Source organism: Streptomyces sp. NPDC102441 (assembly GCF_044765585.1).
Taxonomy (GTDB): domain Bacteria; phylum Actinomycetota; class Actinomycetes; order Streptomycetales; family Streptomycetaceae; genus Streptomyces.
This window is the reverse complement of sequence record NZ_JBIWKH010000013.1, coordinates 202,149-223,124: the sequence shown is the minus strand read 5'-3', so window position 1 is coordinate 223,124 and position 20,976 is coordinate 202,149. Positions and strand designations below refer to the sequence as shown.

General features: G+C 70.6%; 26 protein-coding genes and 1 riboswitch. Of the genes, 10 read left to right on the top strand and 16 right to left on the bottom strand.

What is annotated here, in order from left to right; genetic code table 11:
- Positions 1–63: 63 nt before the first annotated feature.
- The 5 genes from ACIREO_RS27585 to ACIREO_RS27565 all read right to left on the bottom strand — a co-directional run bounded on the left by ACIREO_RS27585 (position 64) and on the right by ACIREO_RS27565 (position 4,931).
- A complete protein-coding gene (locus ACIREO_RS27585) occupies positions 64–864 on the bottom strand; it encodes an SAM-dependent methyltransferase (protein ID WP_404114912.1) in 801 nt (266 codons plus the stop codon).
- A 133-nt stretch (positions 865–997) separates the two neighbouring features.
- A complete protein-coding gene (locus ACIREO_RS27580) occupies positions 998–1,834 on the bottom strand; it encodes an SGNH/GDSL hydrolase family protein (protein ID WP_404114910.1) in 837 nt (278 codons plus the stop codon).
- 114 nt (positions 1,835–1,948) lie between these two features.
- On the bottom strand, positions 1,949–2,968 hold the full coding sequence (locus tag ACIREO_RS27575; protein ID WP_404114908.1) for a hemolysin family protein: 1,020 nt from the start codon (positions 2,966–2,968) through the stop codon (positions 1,949–1,951).
- Positions 2,965–4,302, bottom strand: a complete 1,338-nt coding sequence (locus ACIREO_RS27570; RefSeq protein ID WP_404114906.1) for a hemolysin family protein — start codon at positions 4,300–4,302, stop codon at positions 2,965–2,967. The genes ACIREO_RS27575 and ACIREO_RS27570 overlap by 4 nt, the downstream gene beginning before the upstream one ends.
- Positions 4,303–4,511: 209 nt before the next feature.
- A complete protein-coding gene (locus ACIREO_RS27565; RefSeq protein ID WP_404114904.1) occupies positions 4,512–4,931 on the bottom strand; it encodes a GNAT family N-acetyltransferase in 420 nt (139 codons plus the stop codon).
- Positions 4,932–5,045: 114 nt separating this feature from the next.
- Here ACIREO_RS27565 and ACIREO_RS27560 point away from each other — a divergent pair, with 114 nt between their 5' ends.
- Entirely contained in the window at positions 5,046–5,273 is a 228-nt protein-coding gene (locus ACIREO_RS27560; protein WP_030921856.1) for a hypothetical protein, read from the top strand.
- On the top strand, positions 5,270–5,641 hold the full coding sequence (locus ACIREO_RS27555) for a fic family toxin-antitoxin system, toxin component (RefSeq protein WP_404114901.1): 372 nt from the start codon (positions 5,270–5,272) through the stop codon (positions 5,639–5,641). The genes ACIREO_RS27560 and ACIREO_RS27555 overlap by 4 nt, the downstream gene beginning before the upstream one ends.
- A gap of 7 nt (positions 5,642–5,648) precedes the next feature.
- On the opposite strand, the gene ACIREO_RS27550 is transcribed toward ACIREO_RS27555, so the two are convergent.
- From ACIREO_RS27550 to bioB, 4 genes are all read right to left on the bottom strand, one after another.
- Positions 5,649–6,344, bottom strand: coding sequence for a class I SAM-dependent methyltransferase (locus ACIREO_RS27550; protein WP_404114898.1), 696 nt, complete (start codon positions 6,342–6,344; stop codon positions 5,649–5,651).
- Positions 6,345–6,409: 65 nt separating this feature from the next.
- Entirely contained in the window at positions 6,410–7,099 is a 690-nt protein-coding gene (bioD, locus tag ACIREO_RS27545) for a dethiobiotin synthase (RefSeq protein WP_404114895.1), read from the bottom strand.
- A 1-nt stretch (position 7,100) separates the two neighbouring features.
- On the bottom strand, positions 7,101–8,405 hold the full coding sequence (locus ACIREO_RS27540) for an adenosylmethionine--8-amino-7-oxononanoate transaminase (RefSeq protein WP_404114892.1): 1,305 nt from the start codon (positions 8,403–8,405) through the stop codon (positions 7,101–7,103).
- On the bottom strand, positions 8,398–9,561 hold the full coding sequence (bioB, locus tag ACIREO_RS27535) for a biotin synthase BioB (protein ID WP_404114889.1): 1,164 nt from the start codon (positions 9,559–9,561) through the stop codon (positions 8,398–8,400). The genes ACIREO_RS27540 and bioB overlap by 8 nt, the downstream gene beginning before the upstream one ends.
- A 143-nt stretch (positions 9,562–9,704) precedes the next feature.
- Between bioB and ACIREO_RS27530 the strand changes: the two genes are divergently transcribed.
- Positions 9,705–10,853, top strand: coding sequence for an 8-amino-7-oxononanoate synthase (locus tag ACIREO_RS27530; RefSeq protein ID WP_404114887.1), 1,149 nt, complete (start codon positions 9,705–9,707; stop codon positions 10,851–10,853).
- On the opposite strand, the gene ACIREO_RS27525 is transcribed toward ACIREO_RS27530, so the two are convergent.
- Together ACIREO_RS27525 and ACIREO_RS27520 are read right to left on the bottom strand one after the other, a co-directional pair.
- A complete protein-coding gene (locus tag ACIREO_RS27525; RefSeq protein WP_404114885.1) occupies positions 10,846–11,052 on the bottom strand; it encodes a DUF397 domain-containing protein in 207 nt (68 codons plus the stop codon). The genes ACIREO_RS27530 and ACIREO_RS27525 overlap by 8 nt on opposite strands.
- Positions 10,989–11,942: a helix-turn-helix domain-containing protein gene (locus ACIREO_RS27520; RefSeq protein WP_404114883.1), complete on the bottom strand. Its 954-nt coding sequence runs from the start codon at positions 11,940–11,942 to the stop codon at positions 10,989–10,991. Before ACIREO_RS27520 ends, ACIREO_RS27525 begins: the two co-directional genes overlap by 64 nt.
- Before the next feature lie 232 nt (positions 11,943–12,174).
- Here ACIREO_RS27520 and ACIREO_RS27515 point away from each other — a divergent pair, with 232 nt between their 5' ends.
- On the top strand, positions 12,175–12,606 hold the full coding sequence (locus tag ACIREO_RS27515; protein WP_404114881.1) for an ATP-binding protein: 432 nt from the start codon (positions 12,175–12,177) through the stop codon (positions 12,604–12,606).
- A gap of 77 nt (positions 12,607–12,683) precedes the next feature.
- Here ACIREO_RS27515 and ACIREO_RS27510 read toward each other — a convergent pair whose 3' ends face one another.
- A complete protein-coding gene (locus tag ACIREO_RS27510; RefSeq protein ID WP_404114879.1) occupies positions 12,684–13,598 on the bottom strand; it encodes a LysR family transcriptional regulator in 915 nt (304 codons plus the stop codon).
- Positions 13,599–13,670: 72 nt separating this feature from the next.
- On the opposite strand from ACIREO_RS27510, the gene ACIREO_RS27505 reads away from it, so the two are divergent.
- Positions 13,671–14,312 carry a LysE family translocator gene (locus ACIREO_RS27505; protein WP_404114876.1) on the top strand — a complete coding sequence of 214 codons (642 nt, stop codon included), beginning with the start codon at positions 13,671–13,673 and terminating at the stop codon, positions 14,310–14,312.
- 18 nt (positions 14,313–14,330) lie between these two features.
- On the opposite strand, the gene ACIREO_RS27500 is transcribed toward ACIREO_RS27505, so the two are convergent.
- The 3 genes from ACIREO_RS27500 to ACIREO_RS27490 form a co-directional block, all read right to left on the bottom strand.
- Positions 14,331–14,801, bottom strand: a complete 471-nt coding sequence (locus ACIREO_RS27500) for a C40 family peptidase (protein ID WP_404114874.1) — start codon at positions 14,799–14,801, stop codon at positions 14,331–14,333.
- Positions 14,802–14,804: 3 nt separating this feature from the next.
- Positions 14,805–14,977, bottom strand: a riboswitch (cyclic di-AMP (ydaO/yuaA leader).
- 364 nt (positions 14,978–15,341) lie between these two features.
- Positions 15,342–15,650 carry a hypothetical protein gene (locus ACIREO_RS27495; protein ID WP_404114871.1) on the bottom strand — a complete coding sequence of 103 codons (309 nt, stop codon included), beginning with the start codon at positions 15,648–15,650 and terminating at the stop codon, positions 15,342–15,344.
- A 7-nt stretch (positions 15,651–15,657) separates the two neighbouring features.
- Complete coding sequence (locus ACIREO_RS27490; RefSeq protein ID WP_404114868.1) at positions 15,658–16,293, bottom strand: ATP-dependent Clp protease proteolytic subunit; 636 nt, start codon at positions 16,291–16,293, stop codon at positions 15,658–15,660.
- 79 nt (positions 16,294–16,372) lie between these two features.
- Here ACIREO_RS27490 and ACIREO_RS27485 point away from each other — a divergent pair, with 79 nt between their 5' ends.
- Entirely contained in the window at positions 16,373–16,672 is a 300-nt protein-coding gene (locus ACIREO_RS27485; protein ID WP_404114866.1) for a type II toxin-antitoxin system Phd/YefM family antitoxin, read from the top strand.
- An 89-nt stretch (positions 16,673–16,761) separates the two neighbouring features.
- On the opposite strand, the gene ACIREO_RS27480 is transcribed toward ACIREO_RS27485, so the two are convergent.
- Positions 16,762–17,757, bottom strand: a complete 996-nt coding sequence (locus ACIREO_RS27480; RefSeq protein ID WP_404114864.1) for an ABC transporter permease — start codon at positions 17,755–17,757, stop codon at positions 16,762–16,764.
- Positions 17,758–17,866: 109 nt separating this feature from the next.
- On the opposite strand from ACIREO_RS27480, the gene ACIREO_RS27475 reads away from it, so the two are divergent.
- From ACIREO_RS27475 to ACIREO_RS27460, 4 genes are all read left to right on the top strand, one after another.
- Entirely contained in the window at positions 17,867–18,487 is a 621-nt protein-coding gene (locus ACIREO_RS27475; protein WP_404114862.1) for a TetR/AcrR family transcriptional regulator, read from the top strand.
- 139 nt (positions 18,488–18,626) lie between these two features.
- Positions 18,627–18,929 (top strand): urease subunit gamma, encoded by a 303-nt coding sequence (locus ACIREO_RS27470; protein ID WP_104790628.1) that lies wholly within the window; start codon positions 18,627–18,629, stop codon positions 18,927–18,929.
- Between the two features lie 13 nt (positions 18,930–18,942).
- Positions 18,943–19,254, top strand: a complete 312-nt coding sequence (locus tag ACIREO_RS27465) for an urease subunit beta (protein ID WP_404114860.1) — start codon at positions 18,943–18,945, stop codon at positions 19,252–19,254.
- Entirely contained in the window at positions 19,247–20,968 is a 1,722-nt protein-coding gene (locus ACIREO_RS27460) for an urease subunit alpha (RefSeq protein WP_404114858.1), read from the top strand. Before ACIREO_RS27465 ends, ACIREO_RS27460 begins: the two co-directional genes overlap by 8 nt.
- Positions 20,969–20,976 lie beyond the last annotated feature (8 nt).

Genomic DNA, 20,976 nt, shown 5'->3' with positions numbered 1-20,976 from the left:
GTTTCTGCAGGTCCGCGCCGCGGGCCGGTATGTGGCTTCCTACGAGGACCGGCCTCCGGCTCCTCAGGGCTTCGCGGCCACGAAGCCCCACTGGTCCACGGGCTCACCCGCCGGGGGCTCCTCGGGACGCCACAGGCTGATCGACCCGAATCCGGGTTCGACGAGATCGAGCCCGTCTGCGAAGGAACCCACGATCTCCCTGGGGCGGGAGATGTACGGCATGGCGCCACCGCTGGCGTACTCGTCGGAGGCTGCCCGGGTCTCCTCGGTCTCGATGGTGTCGCACAGCATCAGGAAGCTCCCGGCGGGGACCGCGTCGAGGTAGCCGCGCAGAAGGGAGGCAGCCTCATCCGGGTCGGCGATGTGTCCCAAGGTGGAGAGCACCATCAGCGCCACCGGCTGCTGAAGGTCCAGGGTCCGGGCGGCCTCCCGCAGCACGGTCTCCGTGTCCAGGAGATCCGCGTGCACGTAGTTCGTGGCGCCCTCGGGGCTGCTTGTCAGCAGTGCGCGCGCGTGGGCCAGCACAATCGGGTCGTGATCCACGTACACCACGCGCGCCGACGGGGCGACAGCCTGCGCGACCTCGTGCGTCGCGTTCGCGGTCGGCAGGCCGGTGCCGAGATCGAGGAACTGCCGGATCCCCACATCCTCGGCCAGATAACGCACCCCCCGGGCCTGGAAGCGGCGGGAGGCCCGGGCGATGTCGATGATCTGCGGGTAGAGCTCTTCCATCGTCGCGCCGAGCCGACGGTCCACCTCGTAGTTGTCCTTGCCGCCCAGCCAGTAGTTCCAGACCCGTGCCGAGTGAGGCGTGCCGGTGTCGATCCCGTCCGCCGGTTCCTGGATGTCCGGTACGCCGCTCATGGGCACTCCCCGCTCCGGTGCCCAGGGTGTTCCTGCGCGCTGAACACCCATGCTGTCCCACCAGTCACATGCGCAACAGGAGCAACTGCGCCAACCCGTCAGCCGTCCAGCCGGCCCAGTCCGCGCCAACCCGTCAGCCGTCCAGCCGACGCCAGCCGGACACCGGGCCGGGGGCCCCCGCGTCCTCCGGAGCGACCCAGAACGCCTTCCCCAGCCCCGAGTCGAACTGCGCGCCGGCCCTGCCGTCGCCTGACGAGCGCCCGGTCAGGCGCCGTCCGATCCATGGCATCAGATGCTGCCGGGCGAACCGGACGTCGTCGACCCGTCGCCGCGCCCACCGTGCGGGCGCGGACACCGGCATCGGGGTCTGCCAGTCACTCTCCGCGGGCAGCCCCAGCGTCTGCCAGACGGCCTCCGCGACCCTGCGATGCCCCTCGGCCGTCAGATGCAGCCGGTCGACGTCCCACATCCGCGGATCTCCCAGCGACGCCGCTCCGTACAGGTCGGTCACCACTGCGCCATGCCGCTCGGCCAGATCGCCGACCAGGGAAAACAGCTCCTCCATGCGGGGGCGGAAGCGTTCCATCACCGGACCGTTCCGGCCGGGGCTGCGCATCAGCACCAGGGTCTTGCACGACGGAGCGAGACGTTCCACCGCCTCCTCCAGCCGGCCGCGGACCATCGCCATGTCGCACTTCGGCCGGAGGGTGTCGTTGAGCCCGCCGACGAGCGTGATCACGTCCGGCTGTAGTGCGGCGGCCACCGCGACCTGCTCGTCCACGATCTGGCCGATGAGCTTTCCCCGTACGGCGAGATTGGCATACCGGAATCCGGGCGTGCGGGCCGCGAGACGGGCGGCGAGGACATCCGCCCAGCCGCGGTAGGAACCGTCCGGCAGCAGATCCGACATGCCCTCGGTGAACGAGTCGCCGACCGCGACGAGACTGGTGTAGGAGGCATTCAATTCCATGGCGCTGTCGATCGTACCGCGACCGCGGCCCGCTCCCAGGGGCCCATGAGCGCGGAAGAGGGGCGAGACCGTGGCCACGCCCCTCTCCGTGCCGCTCGTCACCTGATGGCGATGTCAGCGGGCCTGTGGCCTGCCCACCAGCTCACGCAGTACGTCCTCCATCGTGATCATGCCGGCCAGCCGGCCGTCCTCGTCCAGTACGACCGCCAGATGCGTACGGCTCCGCCGCAACGCGGTCAGGACGTCGTCCAGCGGGGTCGCCGCGCGGACCCGGGCGATCGGCCGCAGAGCCGTCACCGGGAACGGCACATCGCGCGGCGTGGCGTCCAGGGCGTCCTTCACATGGAGGTATCCGATGATGCGCTGCTCGCTGTCCATCACCGGGAAACGCGAGAAGCCGGACTCGTGCGTGAGCCGCTCCAGCTCCTCCGGGGTCGTGCCGACCCTGGTGTACAGCACCCGGTCGACCGGGAGGAGCACGTCCCGGACCGGGCGGCGGCCCAGTTCCAGCGCGTGGCGCAGACGGTCCGCCGAGCGGTCGTCGACGAGCCCGGAGTCCTCGGCGTCCTTGACGAGGCGTGCCAGTTCGTCGTCGGAGAAGGTCGCGGAGACCTCGTCCTTGGCCTCCACCCGCAACAGCTTGAGCAACGCGTTCGCGAAGGCGTTGATCGCGAAGATCACTGGCTTCAGCGCCCTGGCGAGCGTCACCAGCGGCGGCCCGAGCAGCAGCGCCGTACGGACGGGCTCGGCCAGCGCGATGTTCTTCGGCACCATCTCGCCCAGCAGCATGTGCAGATACGTCGCCACGGTCAGGGCGATGACGAACGAGATCGGGTGCACCAGCCCGTGCGGCACCCCCACCCCGTCGAAGACGGGTTCCAGCAGGTGGGCGATGGCGGGCTCGGCGACGATGCCCAGCACCAGCGTGCAGAGTGTGATGCCGAGCTGCGCCGCCGCGAGGAGTGCCGACACGTGCTCCAGGCCCCAGATGACGCTGCGGGCCCGCCGGTTCCCCGCTTCCGCCTCGGGCTCGATCTGACTGCGGCGTACGGAGATCAGCGCGAACTCCGCGCCGACGAAGAAGGCGTTGACCACCAGGGTCAGCAAACCGATGAAGAGCTGGACGGCGATCATCGTTCGTCCTCCGCCGGCTCGTCGTCACCGGGCAGCGGTGCGTGCAGCAACGCCCGTGCGGCGCGATGCCCCGAAGCGTCCACCACGTCGATGCGCCATCCCGTGAGCTCGACGGTGTCGCCGGCCACCGGAATGCGGCCGACCTCCGTGGCGATCAGACCCGCCAGCGTCTCGTACGGTCCGTCCGGTACCCGCAGCCCGATGGTGCGGAGCTGGTCCGTGCGGGCCGCTCCGTCGGCGGACCACAGGGTGCGTCCGTCCGCGTCCTCGCCCGCGGCCGCCAGGTCGGGTGTCTCGTGCGGGTCGTGCTCGTCCCGCACCTCGCCGACGACCTCCTCCACGATGTCCTCCAGAGTCACGACTCCCGCCGTGCCGCCGTACTCGTCGATGACCACGGCCATGGCCAGCTTTCCGGAGAGCCGGTCCAGCAGTCGGTCCACGGTGAGCGTCTCGGGCACCAGCAGCGGTTCGCGCAGCATGTCCGACACCCGCTTACGGGGCCGCTGGTCCGCGGGGATGGCCAGCACGTCCTTGATGTGCGCGACGCCGACGACCGTGTCCAGGCTGCCCCGGTACACGGGGAACCGGGAGAGGCCGGTGGCCCGGGTGGCGTTCGCGACGTCCTCGGCGGTCGCCCGCACCTCGAGGGCGGTGACCTGGACGCGGGGGGTCATCACGTTCTCCGCGGTCAGTTCGGACAGGTTGAGGGTACGTACGAAGAGCTCGGCGGTGTCCGCCTCGAGGGCGCCCGCCTTCGCGGAGTGGCGCGCCAGAGCCACCAGCTCCTGCGGGCTACGCGCGGAGGCCAGCTCCTCGGCCGGCTCGAGGCCGAAGCGGCGCAGGATCCGGTTGGCGGTGTTGTTGAGATGGCTGATGAAGGGCCGGAAGACCGCCGTGAACGCGCGCTGCGGCGTGGCGACGGTCCGGGCCACGGCCAGAGGGGAGGAGATCGCCCAGTTCTTGGGGACGAGCTCACCGACGACCATCAGGACCACGGTGGACAGCGCGGTGCCGATCACGAGTGCCAGCGACGAGGACATCCCGGGGGAAAGCCCGGTCGCTTCCACCGGCCCCTGGATCAGCTTGGAGATGGACGGCTCGGAGAGCATGCCCACGACGAGGTTGGTGACGGTGATACCGAGCTGCGCGCCGGAGAGCTGGTAGGTGAGGCTGCGTACGGCCTTGAGCGCTCCCGCCGCGCCCCGGTCCCCTCGCTCGACGGCCCGTTCGAGCTCGCCGCGCTCCACGGTGGTCAGGGAGAACTCCGCCGCCACGAACGCGCCGCAGGCGAGAGAGAGCAGTAGCGCCACGAGGAGCAGAAGCACTTCGGTCATCGGTTCACCTCCGTCCCATGATCGGGCAGGGGCAGAAGGTTCGCTCGATGTCGGCGATGGTGACTACTGGGGGGCTCGCCCATGGGCGGACGCTCACACCTTTCGAAAGGATCGGACGGTCGAGGATCCATAGTAAAGGATCGGCAAAATGCCCTGTCCGGGTGGACGGTCGGCAGCTGATCGCGGCCTTCGGGCGGTCCTGGGCGTGGTCACAGGGACTTGACCCAGCGCCGCCAGTGTTCCTCGCGATGGTAGCCAGTCGCGCCCCATGCGTGATGCGCCCGCTCGTTGGCTTCGAGGACCATGGCGTCGACGCGTCGCCCGCCCAGAGCGAGGAAACGCTCTTCAGCGGCGTCCAGCAGAGCGCTCGCGACCCCTTGCCGGCGGCAGTCGGGGTGCACGGCCAGCCGGTACGCGGAGCACCGCCATCCGTCGAAGCCGGCTATGACGGTCCCGGCGATCCGGCCGTCGCGCTCCGCGAGGAGCAGGGCCTCGGGGTCCCGCGAGATCAGCCGGGCGACTCCGTCGTGGTCGTCGCTGATGCTGGTGCCTTCCGCGGCCTCGCGCCAGAAGCGCAGTACGGCGTCGACGTCGGTGGGAGTGGCGCAGCGGATGTCGAGATCATTCATGGACCGAGCCAATCAGAGCGCGGGAGGAAAGGGCGAACTGTTTCGCGCGGGCGCCGCCGGTGCGTCGTCCGGCTCCCCTTGCGGCTGCTAGCGCACACGCGCTAGCGTGATGGTGTGCCCAAGACTCAGCTGAACGTTCGAGTGGACGAGGCCACCGCCGAGGCGGCGCGACAGCGCGCTCTGCAGCGGGGGATGAGCGTGAACCGCTATATAGAAGAGCTCGTCAAACAAGATGCGGGCGAGGTGGGACACACCTTCGTCGAGGCCGCGGCCGACTTCATGAAGCAGTACGAGTCGGTATTCGCCGAGGAGTTCGGCCCGGAGCGCAAAGGCACCCGTTGAACCTGCAGATCGACCTTTCCTGGCTGCTCATGGTCGCCGAGCACAAGACGCCCGGTGATCCGCAGGTTGTCGACTGGGGCGCGCTCGTCGCCGCTGTCAGCCGGCACGAGGCGGAGATCTTCGGCAGCCCCGTCTACAGCGACCCGCACTCCCGGGCCGCCGCCCTGCTGCAGCTGCTCCTCCATGTGCCCGCGCTCGAGCACTCCAACGCGATGTTCGCCTCCGCCGTCGCCTACGGCTATCTCGTCGCCTCCGGGCTGAAAGTCATCACCTCGCCCGAACAGGTCCGGGACCTCGCCCGGCTCGTGAAGGAGGGCAAGGCCGACGTCCGCTCCATCGCCGACGAGCTGCGCCGCTGGAGCCTGTGACCGCTCCTCAGCCGGCCTCCGCCGAGCGGACCACGACGGCGGACCGGCGGGCCACGCCGAGCACACAGGGGGAGCTCGGCAGCTGCACGCCCCGGTCCGGGATGCGGAACCTGCGGCACACCCCCAGTTCGAAGCCGGCCTCCTCGATGGCCGCCACCGTGTCGCGCGCCGTGTGGCAGCCCCCGAAGAGTCGCGGCCAGAGGGTGCGGTCCACCGCACGCTGCGCCGTCGCCAGCGCCCGCCCGGAGGCCAGGGTGTGCTCGAAGAAGCGCAGCTCACCCCCCGGCCTCAACACCCGCTTCATCTCCGCCAGCGCCCGGGGCAGGTCCCGCACGGTGCACAGGACCAGCGAGGCCACCGCCGCGTCGAACGCCTCGCTCTTGACCGGCAGCGCCTCGGCCGTGCCCGGCACCACGTCGACCGGCACCTCCGCGCGCAGCGCCGCACCGGCCGCCAGCTGTCGCAGGCTGCGCTCCGGCTCGATCGCCACGACTTCGGACACGGCCCCGGGATAGTGCGCGAAATTGAGACCGTTGCCCGCGCCGATCTCGATGACGCGGCCGGAAAGACCGGCGAGGAGCTCGTCGCGACGGTCCGCCACACCCCCCTTGAGGTCGGCCGTGACGCTCATCCGGGCGTAGAAGCGGGCGAAGACCGGGTGGTGTACCGCGTCCCGGGGGACAGGTGTGCTGCGCCGACGCATGATCGGGCCTCCTCGGAGGGCACGTGGATACGGCTCTCCTTCGATTCTCCCCCGTACGGCTCCGCTCAGCCGTTCCTGCGGTTCCCACCGAGCTCCGGTGCCAGCCAGCCCGCGGCCCGCGCACGGAAGTCGGCCGGTTCCAGCGCCCCCGCGCCGGCCGGCACCGCGCCGAGCAGCGCGGCGCCAGCGGCGACCGGAAGGTCGTCGATGTTGCACCGGGACGCCAGATCAGGATCGGCCGGCATGCTCCCCACCACCACTCCGGGACACGTGAGTCCTCGCGAGCGCAGCGCCTCCGTCGTCAGAGCGGTGGCGTTGAGGGTGCCCAGGCCTGCGGGTGCCACCACCAGCACGGGCGCCCCCATCAGCCGCGCGGCGTCCGCGAGCGTGGCCCCCTGCTCGTCGTAACGGACGAGCAGACCGCCCGCTCCCTCGACCAGCACCAGGTCGTGCTCCGTCGCCAGCTTCTGGGCGGCCTCGGCGATCTCGTACGGGCGTACGGGCATGAGACCTGCCCGGCGTGCCGCTGTCTCAGGTGCCAACGGCTCAGGGAACCGGGCCAGTTCCACCGCGGTCACATGAGCGCCGGCCAGCCGCGCCACCTCGGCGGCGTCTCCAGGTTCGCCCGGCGCGAGACCCGTCTGGGCGGGCTTCAGCACCGCGACCCGGAGGTCACGGTAGGCGGCCGCCACCGCCGCGGTCACGATCGTCTTGCCGATCTCGGTGCCCGTACCCGTCACCACGAGGATCGTCATCTCAGCCCTCCCTCGCCGCGGCGCACACGGCCCGGCAGATCCGTGCCACATCGTCGTCGCCGGTCACATACGGCGGCATCGTGTACACGAGATCGCGGAACGGGCGCAGCCACACGCCCTCGCGGACCGCGGCCCGTGTCGCGGCCTCCATGTCCACGTCGTGATCGAGCTGTACGACGCCGATCGCTCCCAGCACCCGCACGTCCCGCACGCCCGGCGCATCTGCGGCCTCGGCCAGCCCCAGGCGCAGCCCCGCGCCGATCCGCTTCACCTCCAGCTCCCAGTCCTGGCCCAGCAGGAGGTCGACGGAGGCGCAAGCCACCGCGGAGGCGAGTGGATTGCCCATGAACGTAGGCCCGTGCGCCAGCACCGGCACGTCTCCGCTGGAGATGCCCTCCGCCACCCGCGAGGTGCACAAGGTCGCCGCGAGCGTGAGATAGCCGCCGGTCAGCGCCTTGCCGACGCACATGACATCCGGTGACACCCCGGCGTGCCCGGCCGCGAACAACTGCCCGGTGCGGCCGAAGCCCGTCGCGATCTCGTCGAACACCAGCAGCACGTCGTTCTCGTCGCACGCCTCCCGGAGCACCCGCAGATAGGCGGGGGAGTGGAAGCGCATCCCACCCGCCCCCTGGACCACGGGCTCCACGATCACCGCTGCCAGCTCGTCGGCGTGTGCGGCTATCAGGTTCCGCAGATGCCTGATGTAGGCGTCGTCCGGCTCGGCATCGAAGCCGTCCGGAGGGGCGTCCGCGAAGATCTGCCGGGGGAGGGACCCCGACCACAGCTCGTGCATCCCGCCCTCGGGGTCGCACACGGACATCGGCTGCCAAGTGTCCCCGTGGTATCCGCCGCGCCAGGTCAGCAGCCGGTGCTTGGCGGGCCGCCCCGCCGAACGCCAGTACTGAAGGCACATCTTCACCGCGACCTCGACGGAGACCGACCCGGAATCGGCGAGGAAGACGTGCTGCAGCGGTTCCGGAGTGATCTCCACGAGCCGGGTCGCCAGCCGGACGGCGGGCTCGTGCGTGAGCCCGCCGAACATCACATGGCTCATCCGGTCCAGCTGGCCGCGGGCGGCCTCGTTGAGCACCGGATGGTTGTAGCCGTGGACCGCCGACCACCAGGACGACATGCCGTCCACCAACTCGTGCCGGCCTTCGGCGGGTTCGGCGAGCCGGAGACGCACCCCGGACGCGGACTCCACGACCAGCGGCTCCTGCCGGCCCGGCATCGGGCCGTAGGGGTGCCAGACGTGAGCCCGGTCCAGGGCGCGGAGTTCGGCGGGGCGGAGCGGATCAGGCATTGGGCGCGAGGTCCGTTCCGGTACCGCGACGGCGGACCGCCACCAGATCCGTACGCGCCGCACGTACCTCGGACGACTCCGGAACGTTCTCGGCGGTGTCGCCGCACGGAGCGCAGCCGCCCTCGTGCGAAGCGCAGCCGCCTCCCGTGGGGGCGCGGTGCTCGGGGAGCGTCGTCGTGTCCGCGCCCTCCACCTCGAAGCCGGCGTCCGCGATCATGTCGAGGTCGGACTGGCCCGACTGGCCCTCGGTGGTCAGGTAGTCGCCCAGGAAGATCGAGTTGGCCAGGTTCAGTGCGAGCGGCTGCATCGAGCGCAGATGGACCTCGCGCCCGCCCGCGAGCCGCACCTCGACGTCCGGGCAGACGAACCGGACCATCGCGAGAATGCGCAGGCACCGCTGGGGGGTGAGGTGCCACTCCTTGGCGAGCGGGGTGCCCTCGATCGGAATCAGGAAGTTCACCGGCACGGAGTCCGGGTCCAGCTCGCGCAGCGAGAACACGACGTCCACCAGGTCGGCGTCGGTCTCACCCATCCCCGCGATCAGCCCCGAGCACGCCGAGAGCCCGGCGGCCTGGGCCTGCTGGACGGTGTCCACCCGGTCGGCATAGGTGTGGGTGGTCGTGATCTCCCCGTACGTCCCCTCCGAGGTGTTGAGGTTGTGGTTGTACGCGTCGGCGCCCGCCGACCTCAGCCGGTCGGCCTGGCCCTGTGAGAGCAGGCCGAGGCACGCGCACACCTCGACGTCCTCGTGCTGCCCCTTGATCGCCTCGATGGTCTGCGACACCCGGTCGACATCCCGGTCCGTCGGCCCCCGGCCGCTCGCCACCAGGCAGACGCGCTTCGCGCCGCCGGCCACCCCGGCGGCGGCGGCCTTCGACGCCTCGTCCGGCTTCAGCCAGGTGTACTTGAGGATCCCCGCCGTGGATCCGAGCCGCTGCGAACAGTACGAGCAGTCCTCGGGGCAGAGCCCGGACTTCAGGTTCACCAGATAGTTGAGCTTCACCCGCCGCCCGAACCACTGACGGCGTACCTTTCCGGCCGCGGCCACCACGTCGAGCAGTTCGTCGTCGGAGGTCGCCAGTACGGCGAGCGCTTCGTCGCGGGTCGGCAGTTCGCGCCGCAGCCCCTTGTCCACCAGCGTATTCAGCAGGTCCATGGCGTCGATCCTTACGTACGGCACCGCCTTCGGCCAAGGAGGAACCGGACAGTAGAGCCGGTCGATGCTGTGTGTATTGCCACACCCTGGCCTGTTGCGCACCCGGTTAGGGTCTGTGAGCTGCCTACAAAAGGGACCCGCTCATGTCCTATGCCCCGTTCGACTGGATCGACGACGAGGCCCGGCGCCGTGCCGACGCCGGACTCGTCCGGACGCTGCGCCCCCGGCACGCCGGGACGGAGCTGCTGGACCTGGCGAGCAACGACTACCTGGGTCTGAGCCGGAACCCGGAGGTCACCTCGGCCGCCGCCGAGGCGGCACGGACATGGGGCGCGGGGGCCACCGGCTCGCGGCTCGTCACCGGTTCCACCGCACTGCACGCCGAACTCGAGCGCGAGCTCGCCGACTTCTGCGGGTTCGAAGCCGCCCTGGTCTTCTCGTCCGGTTACGCGGCCAACCTCGCCGCCCTCACGGCGCTCTCCGGACACGACTCGCTGATCGTGTCCGACGCGGGTAACCACGCCTCGATCGTCGACGGCTGCCGGCTCGCCCGGGGCGCCACCGCCGTCGTGCCGCACGCGGACCCCGAGGCAGTGCGGAAGGCGCTCCGCACGCACGACGGACGCGCTCTGGCCGTGACCGACTCCGTGTTCTCGGTGGACGGGGACGCGGCCCCGCTGGCCGGACTGGCCGACGTCTGCCGCGACGCGGGCGCGGCCCTCCTCGTGGACGACGCGCACGGACTGGGGGTCCTGGGCGAGGGCGGGCGCGGCGCGCTCGCGGCCGCCGGCTTGGCGGGTGGCGAGGGGGTCGTGGCCACGCTCACCCTCTCCAAGTCGCTCGGCAGCCAGGGCGGAGCGGTACTCGGCCCCGCCCGGGTCATCCACCATCTGGTCAACACGGCCCGTACGTTCATCTTCGACACGGGTCTCGCTCCGGCGGCCGTCGGCGCGGCACTGGGCGCTCTGCGCCTGCTGCGCCGCGAACCCGCGCGCGCGGCGAGGGCCGGGGCGGTCGCCTTCGAACTGCACGGCCGGCTCACAGCGGCCGGACTGACCGCGGTGCGCCCCGACGCCGCCGTGGTGTCGGTGCGCGCGCCCTCGGCGGAGTCGGCGGTGCGCTGGGCCGCCGACTGCCGCTCGGCGGGGCTCGCGGTGGGCTGTTTCCGGCCGCCGTCGGTGCCTGACGGGATCTCCCGGCTGCGGCTGACCGCCCGGGCCGACCTGACGCAGGATCAGATCACGACCGCCGTGAGCACGGTCCTCACGACGGCGCCGCCGGCCGTCAGCTGACCGGGGCGCCGTGCAGACCGGCGACGAAGGACGTCCACGCCGTCACCGAGAAGCGGAGCGGCGGCAGGCCGGTGTTCTTGGAGTCCCGTACCGCGAGCCGGCCACCGCCGAGCGGCGCGGTCTCCACGCAGTTGTTCATTCCGGTGCTGCGGCTGCTGCGCCGCCACCTGGGTGCGGGCTGTGCGAAACGGTCGGACATCGTGCCCCCCTCGGGCAGTCTGAAGGTTCCGCCTGATCGCCGCGGCCTAGTGCGGCGATCAGGTCCAGCGAACGCTCCGGCGACAGCGCGTGAGCCTGCATCGTGCGGAAGGCCGAGCTGTACGCCTCAAGGTCTTCTCTCCGCTCCAGATAGAGACTACTCGTCAAGTGGTCAAGAACGACCACATCCAGATCAGAAGTGTTCGGAAAGGAGAAGATAACGAAAGGTCCGGTGAGGCCGATATAGCTCCCGGCCTCGAACGGCAGTAACTGGAGCGTCACGTGCGGCAGTTGTGCGGCCTGCGCCAGATGGCGCAGCTGCGCCTCCATGACCTGGGTGCCACCGACCCCACGCCGCAGTACGGCCTCGTCGAGTACGGCGCTGAGCCGCAGCGGCCGGGGCGCGTGGAGAACGCTCTGGCGGGCGAGTCTGACCTCCACCAGGGAGTCGAGCTGTGCGGGCGGCAGCCCGTCCAGCGAGGACCGGGTCACCGCTCGCGCGTAGTCGGCGGTCTGCAGCAGGCCCGGGACCACCGAGGTCTCGAGCGTGCGTGCGGCGTCGGCCTGGGACTCCAGGCTGATGAAGTCGCGGTACTGGGGCGGAATGAGTCCGCGATAGGCATGCCACCAGCCGCTCCCGCCTCCGCCGGCCGACCCGGCGAGCGTCTGGAGCAGGGAACGTAACTGCCGGTCGTCCACGCCGTAGGCATCCAGGAGCCGAGTCACGTCACGGGGTGTCACCCCGCTGGCCCCCGTCTCGATCCGGCTCACCTTCGACTGGTGCCAGCCCAGCATCCCGGCGGCGTCCCGGCTCGTGAGTCCCGAGGTGTGACGCAGGCTGCGCAGTTCCTCGCCGAGCTTGCGACGGCGTACCGCAGGTCCGTTGCGCATCGCGGCCTCCTCCCGTTCGTACGGAGAGCCGCCCCGGGCGGGTCCGGCTCGGAAAGGGGCCAGTGTTACGCCCGTGCACGGCTCAGGGCGCAGAGTTCACCGTAATGAGCGACAGATATATGCACATCCTGGTGGATCGCCGTCATCCGGGGTGCCATCGGTGGCAGTCTGGCGCGAAGCACAATCCAGGCCGGCCACGGGGCGGTCGGGGCAGGAAAGGGACGGCGTCGCCATGGCAGACCATCAGGAAGCAACCGTCACTCTGCCGAGCGATCCGGCCTCGGTCTCCACGGCCCGGAGATATGTGGCCGGGGTGCTCGCCGAATGGGGCCTCGCCGAGGACGGGGACACCGCCGACACCATCCGGCTGATCGTCTCGGAACTCGCCACCAACGCCGTGCAGCACACCTTCGGGCAGTCACCCACCTTCACCGTGGACCTCCGTCTCGACCGGGACGTGGAGTTCTATCTCGGCGTGACGGACAGTCATCCCCGCTGGCCCCAGCGGCTGCCCGCCGCGGTCCGCCAGGACAACGGCCGCGGCATGGTGATCATCCGGGCCCTGACGAAGGAGCACGGCGGCCGGCTCAGCGTCAGCCCCACCCCGGACGGGGGCAAGACCGTGTCGATCGCTCTTCCCTGGCCGGTTCCCGCGCAGGCCTGACACCGTCGGGCGGGCCGCCCGCGCAGAACATGGCCGCCCGCGCAGAACATGGCCGCCCGCGAGGGGCAGGGCCGCCCTCAGACGGCCGAGGCCCGGCCGAAGCCGCTGCGCAGCAGTGCCATCAGCGTCGTCGCCGCAGCGGTGTTTCTGTCTCCTCGGTGCGCCACGGAGATCGTCCGCCGGAAGGCCGCGGGTTCCAGGCGCCGGACGGCGAGCGGCGCCGGGGACATCGCGGCCACCATCTCCGGAACCACGGCGACGCCGATGCCCGCGCTGACCAGGGCGCAGACCAGTGCGTAACCGGGAGACTCGCACACCACCGCGGGGGTGGCGCCCGCTTCGGCCAGCGCACGCTCCACTCCGCGCCGAGGAGGGTGACCGGGCGCGCTGCTGATCAGCGGGCGGCCCGCGAGCTCGGCCACAGGCAGCGGGCCGCTGCCCTCGGCCAGCATCTGGCCGAGTGCGGTGACCAGCACCAGTTCCTCGACGAGCAGCGGCTCGGCGGACACCCCCGCCGGCAGGGGGTCGGCGGTCGCAGGCTCGTACGCGTGGGTCAGCGCCAGGTCCACATCGCCCGCCGCCACGGCGGCGACCCCGGCGGGCGGCTCGTAGTCCGTGACGGCCAGCTCCACGTCGGGGTGGGCACGCCGGAAGGCGGTGAGCACCGGCGGCAGCAGGTGGATCCCCGCCGTCACGAACGTGCCCACCCGTAGCCGCCCGCCCGACAGCCCCGCGAGCCCGGACAGCTCGTGCCGTGCCCGGTCCATCTCGTCCAGCACGCGTCTGGCCCGCCCCGCCAGCAGCTCACCGGCGGCGGTCAGCCGTGCCCCGCGGTGGTGGCGGACCAGGAGGGCGGTTCCGGCTTCCCTCTCCAGCTTGGCCAGCTGCTGCGAGAGCGCGGGCGCGGTGTAACCCAGCCGCGCCGCGGCGCGTGTGATGGATCCGGCCTCGGACACCGCCACCAGCGCGGCCAGCCGTGTCGGGTCGAACATTAAGCGTTCCTTTTGGCAGACCCAGAAGATTGCAAGTACATGCTAAGGGCCCCGGTCGGTCAGGGTGGACCCATGGACGCACAACTGCTCGCCTTCGTCGCCGTGGCCGCGGGAATGGTGGCGCTTCCCGGCGCCGACTTCACCGTGGTCGTCCGTAACGCGCTCGCATCCCGGCGGTCCGGGCTCGCCACCGCGGTGGGGGTGGCCGGAGGGCTCGTGGTGCACACCGCGCTGGCCGCCGCCGGGCTCGCCGCCGTGCTCGTGACGGTGCCCGCACTGTTCCGCACCGTTCAACTGCTCGGTGGCGCGTACGTGCTCTACCTCGGGCTGAGCGGCCTGTACGCGATGCGGCGACGGGGCACGGCTTGGGCCGGGGCCGATACCGAAGAGGACGAGGACAGGGCGCCGGGACCGGGGAGGTCTCTGCGCCAGGGCTTCCTGACCAACGCCCTCAATCCGAAGGCCCCGGTGCTCTTCCTCAGTCTGTTGCCCCAGTTCGTTCCCGAGGGCAGTCCGCCCCTGCCCAGGACGCTGCTGCTGGCCTCGGTGGTCGTCGTCCTCGCGCTCGTCTGGTTCCCGGCCGTCGCCCTGCTGGTGGACCGTATGGGGCGGTGGCTGCGCCGGCCGCGTGCCACCCGTGTGATCGAGGGTGGCAGCGGCACGGCGCTCACCGCGCTGGGACTCGTGCTGGTGGCGGGCCCCCTGCTGCACTGAACCGCGAGGGGAGGAGTGTCAGCGGACCCTCCCGTACCAGGCGCTTCCGGACCAGATCTTCTCCAGCCGCACCACGGCACCGGTCTTCGGCGAGTGCCAGATCTTCCCGCTGCCGGCGTAGATACCGACGTGGTACACACTGCGGCCGGCGTGGAAAAAGACCAGGTCGCCGCGTTTCCGCTGCGACCTGGAGATATGGCGGGTCTTGTTGTACTGCTGTTGAGCCGTGCGGGGTAGTTTCTTGCCCGCTTTCTTGAACGAGTAGAGCGTGAGCCCGGAGCAGTCGAACCGATGGGGGCCCGTGGCGCCCCATCTGTAGGGCGCGCCCTTCTTCGAGGCAGCGATCTTGAGCGCCTGCGTGGAGTGGGCGGCTGCCTCGGCGTCGTTCACGAAACCGGGAGCCATCATGGTGGTGCCTACGGCAAATGTCAGAACCGAGGCCGTACCGGCCCGGGCGAACAGAGACGGGACATGAACCTGCGCAGTCATGCGCAACCCTTCGTCAGCCGCCTGTGAAGGATGACCTGTCGGGTTCGGGCTGGCGAAGTTGCCCGGCCGCGCGAAGCGGCTTCACCCCGAGGGCCGTCCGGATCTCCGGTCGGCCCGTTGCGCTCGGGTCCTCCACTCCTGCCGATCCACTTCTGTCGACCAGGCATCCGGACGGCGGCAGGACTCGGCGTCCGCCCGGACCGCCCCGCCGCGGTGGCGGGGGCTTGTCGTCCCAGGGATCTTTACTCACGCGCCGCCGGATTTCCTTGTGAAAGTGGTGATATGTGAGAGTCGTCACGACTGATCCGATCGGGTGGACGCGGCCGGTCCGGAGCCGCGACGGCTGTGCGGGACCAGCCGCGCACCAGGGGCGGAACGATGGATGTCGCTCAGTGTCCGCGCTTGTCGCGCAAGTTGGGCCGTCCCTCGGGCGGGGGAGCGTCTACGCCGATCGAGCGAGGGAAACTCATCGGCCGGCCGGGCGTGTCGAAAAGACGCACCGAAAAGCCGGTCCTGTGGTCGAGTCGGGCGGCGAAGCGCTCAACTCGATGACCCGGGAGGGACGGCGACCCGTCCGGCGCGACGCTCGCCGTCCAGTAGCCGCAGTGCCCTGGCCAGGGTGTGCGCGTGGATCTGCGACTCACCCCGCTCGTGCATCAGCACGAGGGCGTCGCGAAGGGCGGTGGCCCGGGACGCGAGGGCCTGTGCCGCGCGGAGCGCTCCGTACGTGTCGCTGCCACGGGCGGGGTTGATGCGGCCGATCTGGTCCAGCACCTCCAGGTAGCAGTCGATGAACTCGGACTCGGCGCGGGTCAGGGCGGGAAGCGGCGGGAACTGGGGTGAGAGCATCGGGTGTTCACCTCGAGGGACGCGGCGGCTGGGACGGCGTGCGGTTCTCCATGACGTGGTCCACCAGTCCGAACGCCAGGGCGGCCGGGGCGTCGAGGATGGTGTCCCGTTCGAGGGCGGCGCTGATCTCCTGTGTGGAACGCCCGGTGTGCCGGGCCAGCATGGCCGTGAGCGTCTCGCGCTCCCGCATCAACTCACGGGCCTGGATCTCGAGATCGGAGGGCTGACCCTGCACCGGCTCGTCCAGGGAGGGTTGCTGAATGACTACCCGGGCGCCCGGCAGTGCATGTCGGCGTCCGGGTGCGCCGGCCGCGAGCAGCACCGCGGCGCCGGCACCCGCCTGGCCCAGGCAGAAGGTCTCCACCTCGCAGGCGAGGTAGTGCATGGTGTCGTAGATCGCCGTCATGGCGTTGAAGGTGCCACCGGGCGAGTTGATGTACAGGGACAGGGGTCGGTCGGGGTCCGCGTGCTCCAGGTACATGAACTGCGCGATCAGGTCGGTCGCCGCGGTGTCGTCGACGGGCGTGCCGAGAAAGACGATCCGCTCGGAGAGCAGCTTCGAGTACGGATCCATGCTCTGGGACCCGTAGGCGGTGCGCTCGGTGAACTCGGGCAGGACGTAGCGGGCGGCGGGACGGAACATGGCGATGCCTCTCCTCTGACCACAACGGATCGCAGTACGTAAAAAATGTACAGGACGTACAGGAGGTTATGATGGGGGTATGGCCTACGAGATTCCGGTGACGCAAGCCCGGGCGGAGCTCGCCGAACTGATCAACCGCGTCGTCTACGGGGGCGAACGGGTCGTGGTGACGCGGCACGGGAAGCCCCTGGTGGCCCTGGTTTCGGCCGCTGACCTGCAACGACTCGAGAGCGACGAGGCGGCGGCGCAGGAGGCGGCGGCCGAGGAGCAGGTGATCAGTTCGGTCTCCTCGTTCCGCTCCGTGTCGTCCGCTCAAGGCGAACAGCCCCGGTTCGGGCTCGCGGCGGAGCACCGCGGCCACGAGGACCGGGGCCGCTGACGCAGAACCCCGCACCCCTGTCTGCCGCCGAACCACGAAAAGCCGAGCCCCCACCTGTCCTGGCGGGGGCTCGGCTCGTCCGGGAGGCGTCAGCCCGTGAGGACCGGTTCCCGGCGGTGTCCGGGGGGTTCGGCCGGGCTGCCCGCTTGCGGCTGCCGACGGCCGCCGATCAGTACGGCTGCCAGACCGAGCGAGGCCCAGACCGTCAGGGTCAGTGCGGCCCCGCCCGCCGTGGCGCCGTCGAAGAAGGCCACCGACCTCAGCAGTGAGCCGCCCGCGCCCGGCGGGAGCCACTGGCCGATCGCGCCGACCGGTTCGGGCAGCAGTTCGGGTGCGCTCGTGACGCCCGAGAAGGAATTGCCGAGCAGCACCATCAGCAGCGCCCCCACCCCTATGCCCTTCGAGCCGAACAGTGCCGCGAGGCCTCCTACGCCCGAGGCGATGGCCAGCACGGTGAGTCCGATGGCGCCTGCTTCCGTCCACCAGTCGCCCGTCACCACGCCCAGCCAGCTGTGGGCGACCGCCGCGGCGGCGATACCCACCAGTGCCGACGCACCGGCCAGGCTCACGACCGCCCTGCCGCCGCGCAGCTTCATCGCCGTCACCAGCGCTCCGGCGGCGACGCCGGCGAGGGCCAGCGGGAGGATGCTCGCGCCGAGCGCCGCGCCGCGCGGATCCGCCGCGGGTGCCGCGACGACGTCGGTGACAGGAACGGCCGTCCCTGCGGGGGCCGCGCCCTTGGTCGCCTCGGTCAGCAGCTGGGAGACGACGGGGCTCGCCGCGGAGGCGGTGAGCAGCCGTGGCCCCTGCCCGGTGACGACGACGGCGCCGTATACGACGCGGTCCTCGATCGCGTCGCGGGCCGCGGCCTCGTCGTCGTAACGGTGGATCTCGAAGGCGCCCTCGCGCTGTTCGAACCGGCTCTGCAGCTGGTCGGCCGCCGGTGCGGCACCCGCGATGCCCACGGGCAGATCACGCGGGGCGATCCGGGCGGCAGGCCAGGAGAACGCCCAGAGGCTGAGCGTCACGATCAGCGGGACGAGAAGGATGACCGCGACCGCGCGGCGGTTCGGCGCAGCAGACATGACGACTGCCTCAATTCAAAGAGAAGGATCGTTCGTTTTACGGAATACGGTCACTGTCTCTCCGGGTCGGTCACTTGTCAAGAAGGAACGTTCGTTTTAGATTGCTCGCATGGCACGTGTATCCCAGGAGCACCTCGACGCCCGCCGCCGGCAGATCCTCGCCGGCGCGGCCCGCTGCTTCGCCCGCAACGGCTTCCACGGCACATCGATGCAGGACGTGCTGAAGGAGGTCGGGCTGTCGGCCGGAGCCGTCTACCGCTACTTCGCGGGCAAGGAGGACCTGATCGCGGCCATCGCCGACGAGGCGTTCCGCGGCATCCGGCGCGCCTTCGAGGACGCCGCGGAGCTCACCCCGCCGCCCACTCCCGACGTGCTGCTCGGCAGGGTGCTGCGCGGGGTCTTCGAGGGGCAGATGTACGGGATGGAGCGGCGCGTGTGTGCCGCGCTCATCGTCCAGGTGTGGGCGGAGACCCTGCGCAACGACCGGCTGGCGAAGACGCTCGAGGACGGCTATACCGGCATGCGTGCGGCCTGGGCGAAACTGGTGGACGCCTACCGGGCCGCCGGTCTCATGCACTCCGACGTCCCGGCCGACGATGTCGCCCGCACCATGATCGCCACCGCTCAGGGATTCATGGCGCAGGAGGCGCTGTTCGGCGGAGTCGAGCCCCGCGTCCTGGAGAACGGGCTGCGAGGGCTGATGTCCATGGATCCGTCAAAGATCAGTTAACGCGCCGGAAAAACTTCCGCCCTAACGTGCAATACCTGGCCGCGGAATCCTCTTCTTCGTTCAACAGAGTGTTGAAGGCGGGATAGGGTCCCGCTGCGTCCGGGGCAGGTACCGGGCGGGAGACGAAGAGGGTGGAAGCGTGCAACTGACTCCGCACGAACAGGAACGCCTGCTCATCCACGTGGCGGCCGACGTCGCAGAGAAGCGCCGGGCGCGCGGACTGCGGCTGAATCACCCCGAGGCGATCGCGCTGATCACGTCGCACCTTCTGGAAGGCGCCCGCGACGGCCGGACCGTGGCCGAACTGATGGCCTCCGGCCGGAAGGTCCTCACCCGCGACGACGTCATGGACGGCATCCCCGAGATGATCCACGACGTTCAGGTCGAGGCCACCTTCCCGGACGGCACCAAGCTGGTCACCGTCCACGAACCGATCGTCTGACGGGAAGCGGCCGATGATTCCCGGAGAGATCCTGTTCGCGGAGGGGCGGGTCGCGCTCAACGAGGGGCGCCCCGTCACCCGTCTCACCGTCCTCAACGCCGCGGACCGGCCCGTCCAGGTCGGCTCGCACTACCACTTCGCCGAGGCCAACCCCGGCCTGGACTTCGACCGCCGTGCCGCCCACGGGCTGCGGCTGAACATCGCCGCCGGAACCGCTGTGCGCTTCGAGCCCGGTATCCCCGTCGACGTCGAACTCGTCCCGCTCGCAGGTCTGCGCATCGTCCCCGGACTGCGCGGCGACACCGGAGGTTCCCTCGATGCCTGAGCTCAGCCGCCCCGTGTACGCCGATCTGTTCGGGCCCACCACAGGCGACCGCATCCGTCTCGCCGACACCGACCTCGTCGTCGAGATCGAGGAGGACCGTTCGGGGGGCCCCGGACGGGCCGGTGACGAGGCGGTGTTCGGCGGGGGCAAGGTGATCCGTGAGTCGATGGGCCAGGCGCGGACCACCCGCGCCGAAGGCGCCCCGGACACCGTCATCACGGGCGCCGTCATCATCGACCACTGGGGCGTCGTCAAGGCCGACATCGGCATCCGCGACGGCCGGATCACCGGGATCGGCAAGGCAGGGAACCCGGACACGATGGACGGCGTCCACTCCGAGCTGGTCATCGGCCCCGAAACCGAGATCATCGCGGGCAACGGCAAGTTCGTCACCGCCGGTGCCGTCGACGCGCACGTCCACTTCATCTCGCCGACCCTCGTCGACCAGGCGCTCTCCTCCGGGATCACCACACTCGTCGGTGGAGGCACGGGCCCGGCCGAGGGGACCAAGGCCACGACGATCACCCCGGGCCCCTGGCACCTTGCCCGGATGTTCGAGGCGCTCGAGGGGTACCCGGTCAACATCGGTCTGCTCGGCAAAGGCAACACGATGTCCCGGGAGGCCATGCACTCCCAACTGCGGGCCGGAGCGCTGGGATTCAAGATCCATGAGGACTGGGGTGCCACCCCCGCCGTCATCGATGCCTGCCTGGGTGTGTGTGAGGAGACCGGCGCCCAGCTCGCCATCCACACGGACACACTCAACGAGGCCGGGTTCGTCGCCGACACGCTGGCGGCCATCGCCGGGCGCTCCATCCACGCCTACCACACCGAAGGCGCGGGGGGCGGGCACGCTCCCGACATCATCAGTGTGGTCTCGGAGCCCTACGTCCTGCCCAGCTCCACCAACCCGACACGGCCGCACACCGTCAACACCATCGAGGAACACCTCGACATGCTGATGGTCTGCCACCACCTCAACCCCACGGTGCCCGAGGACCTCGCCTTCGCCGAGTCCCGGATCCGGCCCTCGACCATCGCGGCAGAGGACATCCTCCATGACCTCGGGGCCATTTCGATCATCTCCTCGGACTCCCAGGCTATGGGCCGTATCGGCGAGGTCATCCTGCGTACCTGGCAGACCGCCCATGTGATGAAGCGGCGACGCGGAGCCCTGCCGGGCGACAGCCGTGCCGACAACCACCGGGCACGTCGCTATGTCGCCAAATACACGATCAACCCGGCGGTGGCCCAGGGACTGGACAGCGAGATCGGCTCCGTCGAGACCGGCAAACTCGCCGACCTCGTGCTGTGGGATCCGGCGTTCTTCGGCGTCAAGCCGCAGACCGTGATCAAGGGCGGCCAGATCGCGTACGCGCAGATGGGCGACGCCAACGCCTCGATCCCCACCCCGCAACCGGTCATGCCGCGCCCGATGTTCGGCGCTGTGGGCCGGGCGCCGGCGGCCAACTCCCTCAACTTCGTGTCCTCGGCCGCCATCGAGGCAGGGCTGCCGGAGCGCCTGGGGCTCGGCAAGGAGTTCGTGCCGATCACCAGCACCCGTGGCGTCACCAAGGCGGACATGAGGGAGAACGACGCCCTGCCCCGGGTCCAGGTCGACCCCGACAGCTTCGCCGTCACCATCGACGGTGATCCGGTCGAGGCCGCCCCCGCCGCTGAACTCCCCATGGCCCAGCGCTATTTCCTCTTCTGAACGCAGGA